Below are 449 nucleotides of genomic sequence, written 5' to 3' on the forward strand. Positions count from 1 at the left end.
ACGGGTCATCGGCGTGCCGGCCGGATTGGTCAGGGTCGCGGTGTAGGTAATCTGGCCGCCTTCGGTGACCGAACCGGTTGCTGCCAGGGACAGCCCGGTGTTGTCGATCGAATCGGTGATCGTGGTGACCGCCGGGGTGGTGCTCGGGGTCAGCTGCTCGAAATTGCCACCGGTGGTGCTTTCGATGGTRGTGCTGACGGTGCTGCCGTTCTTGTAGACGTCATTCGCCGGGGTGTCGACCACCACGGAACCGGACGTTTTACCGGCCTCGATGTTGATCACCGCGCCGTTGCTGAGCGTGACGGTCATCGGCGTGCCGGCCGGATTGGTCAGGGTCGCGGTGTAGGTAATCTGGCCGCCTTCGGTGACCGAACCGGTTGCTGCCAGGGACAGCCCGGTGTTGTCGATCGAATCGGTGATCGTGGTGACCGCCGGGGTGGTGCTCGGGG

At 64.7% G+C, this 449-nt stretch carries 1 protein-coding gene; it reads right to left on the reverse strand.

Annotation, left to right across the window (positions count from 1 at the left end):
- Positions 1–449, reverse strand: a 449-nt coding sequence (locus tag AC1DH9_RS30990; protein ID WP_477809568.1) for an immunoglobulin-like domain-containing protein, incomplete at both ends; no start/stop codon positions are given.

The sequence above is a fragment of the Pseudomonas sp. 05T35 genome (assembly GCF_056396605.1).